This is a genomic window from Phormidesmis sp. 146-33, from assembly GCF_052939515.1.
In genome coordinates, this window is sequence record NZ_JBJPHU010000095.1 from 17745 (window position 1) to 27851 (window position 10107).

General features: G+C 47.7%; 2 protein-coding genes. Both read right to left on the reverse strand.

Features of this window, described 5'->3' with window-relative positions; all coding sequences use genetic code 11:
• Positions 1-37 precede the first annotated feature (37 nt).
• On the reverse strand, positions 38-4489 hold the full coding sequence (locus ACJ2PR_RS26895; RefSeq protein WP_446879269.1) for a non-ribosomal peptide synthetase family protein: 4452 nt from the start codon (positions 4487-4489) through the stop codon (positions 38-40).
• A gap of 129 nt (positions 4490-4618) precedes the next feature.
• Positions 4619-9901 carry an amino acid adenylation domain-containing protein gene (locus tag ACJ2PR_RS26900; protein ID WP_446879270.1) on the reverse strand — a complete coding sequence of 1761 codons (5283 nt, stop codon included), beginning with the start codon at positions 9899-9901 and terminating at the stop codon, positions 4619-4621.
• Between the last annotated feature and the right edge of the window lie 206 nt (positions 9902-10107).

Here is a 10107-nt window from a genome sequence, read left to right on the forward strand (position 1 = left end):
TCATCCAATAAAATCCGCCTTTTCTCTATGCACTCAACTACTTTGATCCGGGCGCTTCTAAGAAACCGCTCTGAATGAAGTATGAAAAGTAAGTATTGAGCAACTCATCGCTGGTAGACGGACAAACAATATCAGTTCCTGCCAAACCTGCCAAGGTATTCTGACAATCTAGATAAGGGTGATATTGGTACATTTCCGCTAAGGTTAGCCCTTGATAAACGGCTTCTACCTGCATGGGCACGAGTGGGTAGAGGGCATTCTCTTGCGAGTATCGTGTCTGTTGCAGTAGTTGCTCTTTCCATTCCTGGTAGGGCACCTTTTTTAGGGAATACCCATAGTCACTAATCCACCGGAAGAATTCTAGAAACTCAATGTGTTGCGGATTCACCAGATGGAAAATTTGACCGAACGATCGCGCTTGCTGAGACAAATAGACGATCGCTTTGCTGGCATAATCTACCGGAACAAACTGGTCAAGCTTGTTGGGCAAATCAGGATAGCATCCAAGCTGGATACAGCCTTTGACGATTCTAGATTGATAGTCTTTGACGTTGGCGATTCCGGTCTGGCTATCTCCCAAAATCAAACCAGGGCGAAAGATTGTAACCGGAACACCTCTAGACTGAGCAATCTGAACCAGCTTTTCTGCAACCCATTTACTCTGTGAATATCCCAAGTAGAGCATGTCCTCACTGAGGTCGATATCATCATTTTCGGATAGCGCTTGCATTCGGTTAAAGTAGCCCGTTGTGCCAAACACTGATTCTGTAGAAACATAATGAACAGGCTTAGTTTGTCCCTGACACGCCAGCCTCAAAACCTCTTGAGTGCCCAAAACATTGGCTGCCTTTAGCAACGAATAAGGTTTAACGAAGTTGACCAATGCACCATTGTGATAGATCGTATCAATCCGATCAGCCAGAGTATTAAACTGTTCTGGTGATAGCCCTAACAATGGTTGAGATAAATCTCCAGGAATGGGAATGAGGCGATCGCGGTAATGCTCATGCCACAATTCATACTGTTGCAGGGTCTGTTGCAGGCGGATTGTACCCTCGCCGGGACTAGAGCAACGCACCAAACAGTAAAGAGTTGCCTGAGTTTGCTGAAGGAGTTCATGCATCAAGAAAGCGCCCAAAAATCCAGTGGCTCCGGTGAGGAAAACCTGTTGGGGTTCACCTATGATCGCGGGAGCAGTGGGGTAAATGTCTGATGCCAGTACTGCGTCTGCTTTGAGATCGATCGTTTTCGTCAGGGCAGACACGCCATCTACTCCATTTCGTTGCAAGGCTTCTAAGGTTTGGGCAAGTCCTTCGATCGTCGGATACTCAAACAGTAAACGCACAGGTAACTCGACCTGAAACTCTTCTCTGACATAGGAAATCAGGTGCGCGGCGAGTAATGAGTTGCCGCCTAAATAGAAGAAGTCGTCGTGAATTCCCAAATCTTTCACACCTAGCACCGCAGACCAGAAGAGAGCAACCTGCTGCTCCATCGGAGTTTGGGGCGCGATGAAAGTCGATTCTAATTCGGGACGAGAATCAGGCAGAGGTAAGGCGCGATAATCTACTTTGCCGTTGATAGTGAGTGGCAGTGCTTCTAACAGAACGAACGCTGAAGGAATCATGTACTCCGGCAATTTTTGCTGAAGAAATCGGCGTAGCTCTGAAGTAACTAGCGTTCCGTTGGGAGTAAGGTATGCCACGAGTCGCTTATCGGTTGGAATATCTTCTCGGACAACCACCACGCATTCACCCACATTAGAATGGCGCTGAATTGCAGCTTCCACATCTCCTAGCTCAATCCGAAAGCCGCGAATTTTTACCTGATTGTCGATACGCCCTAAATATTCAATGTCACCATTGGGGAGCCGCCGCGCCAGATCTCCCGATTTGTAGAGACGTGTTCCAGGGCAAAATGGATTTTCGATAAACCGTTCAGCCGTTAATTCCGATCGGTTCAGGTAGCCTCTTGCCAATCCTGCTCCACCAATGTGCATTTCTCCGGGTACACCGATCGGTACAAGTTGCAGATTCTGATCGAGCAAATGTACCTGAAGGTCAGGAATGGGTTTCCCAATAGCGCTGCCTGCCTTGAGATCGGCGATCGTAATCGGTCGATAGGTGACATGAACCGTAGTTTCGGTGATGCCATACATATTAACTAACTGAGGAGAGCGATCGCCGTGGCGCTCAAACCAGGATTTTAAGCTTTGCAGTTCCAATGCTTCGCCTCCAAAGATGATGAGGCGCAATGCCAGATTATCAGAGATGCCGGACAGTTCCTCTGTTCTCATCAATTGTCGAAAGGCAGAAGGGGTTTGGTTGAGGACTGTGACCTGTTCGCGACAGAGTAGCTGATAGAAGGAATCAGGCGATCGACCGATACACTGAGGCACAATCACCAATCGTCCGCCATGCAGCAATGCGCCCCACAGTTCCCATACAGAGAAGTCAAAGGCGTAGGAGTGGAAGAGTGTCCAGACATCGTGTTCGCTGAATTGAAACCAATCCTGAGTTGAGCTAAACAGCCGCATCACATTGTAGTGATTGATCAACACTCCTTTCGGTTTGCCCGTTGAGCCGGAGGTGTAGATGACATAGGTGAGCGCATCCGCATTGAGAATGCAGTTGGGAGAAGTCGTAGGAAGCGCCGCGATCGTATCCCAGTCTGTATCCAAACAAACGGCTTGAGCAGACGTGTCAGGCAACCGTTGCAGCAAATCTGACTGTGTGACGAGTAAGGGCGCGTTCATATCTTCGACAATACCTGCGAGACGTTCTGGTGGTGAGGCAGGATCAAGGGGAACATATGCGCCGCCTGCCTTCAAAATGCCAAGAATAGCGACGACGAGCGTGAGGGAGCGATCGATACATAGCCCCACCAAGCTATCCGCTCCAACTCCTAAAGTTTGCAGGTGATGGGCTAATTGATTCGCTCGTTGATTGAGTTCTCGATAGGTGAGTTGCTGATCTTGAAATACGATCGCTACTGCATCGGGAGTTCGTTCTGCCTGGGCTTCAAACTGTTGGTGTAGACAACCTGGATTGGAGGCAATCTGTGACTCGTGCCTCTCTAAAAGCGCTTGTTGTTCTGCGAGGGTGAGCAACGGCAAATAAGCGATGCACTGGTCTGGGTTCTCAACGATTCCAGTTAATACGGTGTAAAAGTGATTTATCAGTCGATCGATCGTGCTTGCATCAAACAAATCAGTATTGTATTCAACGCCGCCTGTCACTCCAGTCGGGACTTCTGCAAGTTGAAGCAATAGATCAAACTTGGCAGTGCCATTGTGAATAGCTTGAAAATCTAATTGGATATCGAGAGACGATTCTACCTCGACAGATGCCCCCGGCAAAAACTCAAGCATGACTTGAAAGAAAGGCTGCTGTCCGGCTTGGCGCTCTGGGTGCAATCTCTCTACCAGCGTCTGGAACGGGACATCTTGATTGGAGTAAGCGGCGATCGTGACCTCTCGTTCTCGCTGTAACACCTCTCGAAAACTGGGAGAGCCAGATAAGTCGGTTCGCAAGACGATCGTGTTGACAAAGCAGCCGATTAAGGGTTCAAGTTCCGGTTGAGTCCGTCCGGCTGTCACGGTGGCAACGGAAATATCATCCTGTGCTGTGTAGCGATGTAGTAGCGTTTTGAAAGCTGCCATCAACGTCATAAACAGCGTCACATCTTCTTGGCGAGAGAGCGCCTTGAGTTGCTCTGTCAAGCTCTGAGGCAGGTTAACACTGTGTCTCGCACCGCGCAAACTTCTGACTGCTGGACGAGGACGATCGGCGGGTAGTTGTAGAACTGGAACTTGCTCAAGCTGTTGTTTCCAGTACTCAATTTGAGGGTCGAGAACGCCGCTTTCTAGCCATTGTCGCTGCCAATCTGCAAAGTCAGCATATTGAATCGTGAGATCTGCAAGGGGGGAAGGGTTGCCATTGCTAAATGCTTCATAGAGATCTGCCAACTCTTTGAGAAAGACATTGGACAAAGAAACTCCATCATACACAATGTGATGCAGCGTGAGATAGAGACGATGATGCGTCGCATCCAATCGCACTAGCGTTGCCCGCAGCAAGGGAGCCTGAGCCAGATCAAAGGCACGTTCAGCTTGAGCAGTGGCAAGCCGCAAAGCTTCGCTTTCTTGATCGTGCGATGGCAACGATTGAAGGTTTACTACAGAGAGTTTAAATGGAGACGGTGGATGAATAATTTGCAGGGGTTCTCCCTCGATCGCCACAAACGTAGTGCGCCAAACAGCATGTCGATGAAGAATTTCATTGAAGCTTTGCTCAAGTACTGTGATGTTGAGAGAACCTGTGAGGTGTAAGGTAACTGTGTCGTTGTAGTATGGGCTGTTGGGTTCTAGTTGTGCAAGTAGCCACATCTGCTGTTGAGCAAGAGATGTAGGAAAAACCAAAACTTCTTCTTCTATAACAGAAGAGATGTTTTCAGCGATGTCTGAGGGCTTGGGAAGATGCTGAACCATTGGATTGTTCTCCTGTGTATGGACAAGTCAAAACGAGTTGGTACGCTTGATCGGTCAGCGCTAAACGAAGGTGGTATTTTGCACTTTGTGTTAGGTTTCAGGAAAGCTTTGCTGCAATTTCTCTACTGTCTAAGCAGATTCTGAAACAGGCAGAATAGTCTCTACTTGAGGGTTTCCGGCAGAAAGAATTTCCAGATCATCAGCAAGTTCTTGTCTAGATTTATCCGATTCTTCTTGCAATGTAGATCCCATTGCCGAAGGTTTCTGGACAAGCTCTTTTTTGGATTTTGCTAACTTTGCTTGGATTGAAGATAGCGTCATCCGCCGTGCTTCGCGTACTACAGAAACCAATGCTGGCATCTGAGATTGAGGTGTGTTCTTTTCGTACTGCTCGATCGCTTCAGCAAATTTAGCCACAGTTGGAGCTAAAAACAAAGTATGTAAGGGCAACTGTACCTCAAAAACCTGATTCACTTGCGCCATGACTTGAGTTGCTAAAAGCGAATGCCCTCCCAACTCAAAGAATGGATCATCGATACCAACGCGATCGACTCCCAGTAAAGCAGACCAGATAGCAGCAATCTTCTCCTGCGTGGGAGTTTGAGGCGCGATATATTCGGTTGTCAACTCCGATCGTGTCTCTTCTGGAATAGGCAAAGAACGACGATCAACTTTCCCGTTTGGAGTTAGCGGCAATTGCTCCAAAAACACAAACGCTGAAGGAATCATATACTCTGGTAGCTGATTGCTCAGAAATTGACGTAATTCTCGCGATGTAATCGGTGTAGAAGTTGCGACTAGATAGGCGACTAGGCGCTTGTTACCAGGGACATCTTCTCGCGCCATCACAATACAGTCTTGCACAGTGGAATGCTGACGCAGCAAAGATTCGATTTCCCCTAACTCAATTCGGAAGCCTCGCAGCTTGACCTGATGATCGATACGTCCTAAATATTCAATGTTGCCATCAGGTAAGTAACGGGCTAGGTCACCTGTTTTATAGAGCCGATCGCTGCCTTCAAGAGGATTGTGAATGAATTTTTCAGCCGTCAGATCAGGACGATTGAGATAGCCGCGTGCCAGTCCAATGCCACCAATGTGCAGTTCTCCAGCGACCCCGATCGGGACGGGACGTAGTTGAGCATCCAGCAGATGAATTTGAGTATTCGCGATCGCACGTCCAATCGGAACAATACGGCGACCACTCGATCGCTCACATGCCCAGAATGTCACATCGACAGCCGCTTCTGTTGGGCCATAGAGATTATGCAACTCGGCATTTAGACGATCAAAGCAGCGCTCTTGTAGTTCAAACGGCAAGGCTTCTCCGCTACAGATCACTCGTTTGAGAGACTGACATTGCTCTAGATTAGGTTCTTGAAGAAACGCTTGGAGCATCGACGGCACAAAGTGTAAGGTAGTAATCTGCTGCTCTGCGATCAACTGAGCGAGATACGCACTATCCTTATGTCCTTCAGGTCGAGCAACTACCAAACAGGCACCTGTCATCAAAGTCCAAAAGAATTCCCAGACAGAGACATCGAACCCGAAGGGCGTTTTTTGCAGAACGCGATCGTGCTCCGACAACCGATAGGTATCTTGCATCCACAGCAACCGATTGCAGATGCCTTTGTGTGTGTTCATTGCTCCTTTAGGCTTGCCTGTCGAACCTGATGTATAAATCATATAGGCAAGATGATCAGGGGTCGTAGAACTAACCGGATTTTCTACATTGGATAGAGCAATGGTTTGCCAGTCTGTATCTAAACAAATCACCTGTGCCTGATGCTTTGGCAACTGAGGTAATAGCGACGAGTGAGTGAGCAATACTGGAACTTGAGCATCTGCCACCATAAATGCCAACCGCTCAGTTGGGTAGCTTGGATCAAGCGGAACATATGCCCCTCCTGCTTTGAGGATTCCTAGCAGTCCGATCACCATGTCTAGCGATCGCTCCATACAAATTCCTACCAGGCAATCAGGCGCAACTCCCAGACGCTGCAAATGATGGGCCAACTGGTTTGCTCGCTGATTCAATTCTCGATAGGCTAGTTGACTTCCGAAGGCTTGCACAGCGATCACGTCTGGCGTTCTTAGCACTTGAGCTTCAATCAGTTGATGCAGACAAATTTCTGGGTACTCCACCTCAGTCTCATTCCACGCTGCAAGTTGCTGCTGTTCTGAGGTTGTTAGTAACGGCAACTCAGAGAGACGGTGTTCTGGGTGAGCCACAATTCCTTCTAGCAATGTCTGGAAGTGACCAATTAGACGAGCGATCGTGTCTGCCTCAAACAAGTCAGTGCTATATTCAATTCGTCCGATTAGCCCCTCTGGTCGTTCATTTAATTCAAGATACAAATCACATTCCGTCGTCCCAGTGTCTACATCTTGCTGACTCAACTGCCACCGAGAGTCAATTTCTGCGAAGGGTGGAGCCAGTACAAACAAAACCTGAAATAACGATTGCGGCTGCGAAGTCTTCTGTGCTAATCGCAACGCCTCTACTACCTTTTGAAACGGCGCATCTTGATTAGCATAAGCCTCTAAGGTTACTGATCGAACTCGCTGCAATAGCTCTCGAAAACTTGGCAATCCAGATAAATCAGTTCGCAAGATCAGCGTGTTGATAAAACACCCAATCAAAGGTTCAATGTCCGATCTAGTGCGCCCTGCTGTCACCGTTGCAACCGGAATATCATCTTGTGACATATATCGATGTAACAGTAATTTGAAGGCTGACATCAACGTGACAAACAACGTCACACCTTCTTGACGAGACAGTGATTTGAGTTGCTCTGTTAATTCTCTAGATAGGCTCAAACAGTGTTGCGATCCTTTGCGGGTTGCTATCGCAGGGTGAGGTCGGTCGATCGGCAATTGCAGCGTCGGCAAATTTGTGAGTTGTTTTGTCCAATAATCGAGTTGCGGTTGAAGTTTCTCAGGCTGCAACTCCTGCTGCTGCCACACGGCAAAATCAGCATACTGAATCTTCAATTCTGGTAAAGGTGAAGGCTGCCCGACACAAAACGCATCGTAGAGCGCTGATAGTTCCTTGAGAAACACACAATAAAGAGAAACGCCATCATAAATAATGTGATGTAAGGTGAGATAAAGACGATGTTCTATTTCACTGAGTTGAACCAGCGTGGCTCGTACCAGAGGAGCGTGAGTGAGATCAAAAGGGCGTTGAGCTTGAGCCGTTGCCAATTGTAGCGCGGCTTGTTCTTGCTGGTCGGGAAGGTACGATCTCAGATCGACGGTAGAGAATGTGAATGGTAAATGTGGCTGAATCACCTGGTGCGGAATGCCCGCGATCGCAACAAATTTTGTGCGCCAAATGGCGTGACGGCAAATGATTTCATTCAAGCTTTGCTCTAGTGCAGCAGAGTTGAGCAATCCTGTAAACCGTAGTGTCAGCGTATCATTATAGCAAGCTGTATTAGACTCCAGTTGAGCCAGTAACCACATTTGTTGTTGTGAGAAAGAAAGCGGGAGCGGCCGATCCATAGCAGTTGCCTGAATAGGCTGAGAGTTCTCTTCCCAGGTTGTTGTTGCGATCGTCTGGGCAAATTCTGCGATCGTCGAAGCTGTTAACAAAGTCTGCAATGGCACTTGAACTTGAAGAACTTCACACACTCGCGCAATCACTTGAGTTGCCAGAAGCGAATGGCCTCCTAACTCCAAAAATGAGTCATGAATGCCAATACCTTCAACTCCTAACACCGTTGTCCAAATTGTGGCGATCTGTTCCTCAAGGGGAGTGCGAGGTGCAACATAGGAAGCCGATACATCAGGACGGCTTTCATCGGGAATCGGAAGCGCTTTGCGATCAATTTTCCCATTCGGTGTCAGCGGCAAGTGTTCCAACAAGACGAATGCTGAAGGAAGCATATAGTCGGGCAACGACTGATTCAAAAATTGACGACATTCTCCGACGGTTAGCGCTGTCTCTGATGACATAGCTAAGTAGGCAACTAGCCGCTTATTTCCTGGTACATCTTCGCGAATCACGACGACACACTCGCAAATGTCTGGATGTTGACGTAAGGTAGCTTCGATTTCGCCGAGTTCAATCCGAAAGCCTCGCAGTTTGACTTGATAATCAAGTCGCCCCAAATACTCGATCGCGCCATTGGGCAAGTATCGCACCAAGTCACCAGTTTTATAGAGACGAGTTCCGAGTCGAAATGGATTGGGAATAAACCGTTCAGCAGTCAGGTCAGGACGATTGAGATACTCTCTTGCGAGTCCAACTCCACCAATGTAGAGTTCTCCAGCAACACCCTCAGAAACAGGTTGGAGCTGGGCATCTAAGACATAACACTCTGTATTGGAAAGAGGGCACCCGATCGGAACTGTGTTGGCATCTTCTGGAACTGTTTCGATTAAGTGCCAGGTAGCAAATGTCGTACTTTCTGTCGGCCCATATACGTGCAACAATCGCTCTGGTGGATTATGTCGTAATACCTCGCGCACCCATTTTGGATCAACCGCCTCGCCTCCAAATAAAACCTGTCGAAGCGAATGGAACGCAGATGGAATTTCACGAGCGACTTGATTGAATAAAGCAGTTGTCAGAAATAGTGTGCTAATGTTCCGCTCTTGCAAAAAGCTTGCGAACGATCTAGGAGTTAGTGCAATGTTCTGATTAACGATGACCAATCGCGCTCCATTGACTAGTGCGCCCCAGATCTCAAACGTTGCTGCATCAAAAGAGCAGTTGGATACTTGAGCAATAACATCTGTGGTACTGAACTGGATGTAGTTTGTATCCATCACTAATCGCTGCACAGCTTTATGTTCTACCGCAACACCCTTGGGCGTACCAGTAGAACCAGACGTGTAAATGACATAGATCAAATCATCTGCATTGTCATCCCTGTTGCCATGACTAATCAGATTTTCTGCTGACTGCTGGGCGATCGTTGACCAATCTGAATCCAAACACAGCGTCTGGCCATTGTGTTCCGGAAGTCTTGACAATAGCGCCGCCTGAGTCAGCAGTACAGACACTTGAGCATCTGCCACCATAAATGCCAATCGCTCAGTTGGGTAGCTTGGATCAAGTGGAACATAGGCACCTCCTGCTTTGAGAATTCCTAGCAGTCCGATCACCATGTCTAGCGATCGCTCCACACAGATTCCAACAAATTGATTAGGTGCTATTCCGAGTGTTCGCAGATGATTTGCGAGCTGATTGGCTCGTTGATTTAAGTCGTCATAAGTCAGTTGCTGATCTCCGTACTCTACAGCGATCGCGTCGGGTGCTTTCTCAACTTGAGATTCAAACGATCGATGGATCAGCTTGCCTTGGAATCTACTGAAAGACCGTTCTGCGTCAATCTTGTACTCACAACTTGGAACTGCTCTCCACGGGTGCGTTCTGACAGAGCCTTTATTTGGCTTCTCCATGATTCTACTTACACGTAGGGGTTCATTAGAGGTTAGCCCATAGTATACCTAATCCCTCACCGTAACTTTACTTAGGAAGAAATAAGGTCTTATTTACAATTTTTCAGTAATCTTGCTGGGTAGTGCCATTTAGGAAAGGATAGGAAAAATAGTAACTACTCAGGCTTAAAACATCATAACGATTTGCGTCAAAGCACAGAAGTAGA

Excerpts from the sequence above, each read along its gene's own strand:
- ACJ2PR_RS26895 (WP_446879269.1), bottom strand. The coding sequence starts at position 4,489 with ATGGTTCAGCATCTTCCCAAGCCCTCAGACATCGCTGAAAACATCTCT.
- ACJ2PR_RS26900 (WP_446879270.1), bottom strand. The coding sequence starts at position 9,901 with ATGGAGAAGCCAAATAAAGGCTCTGTCAGAACGCACCCGTGGAGAGCA.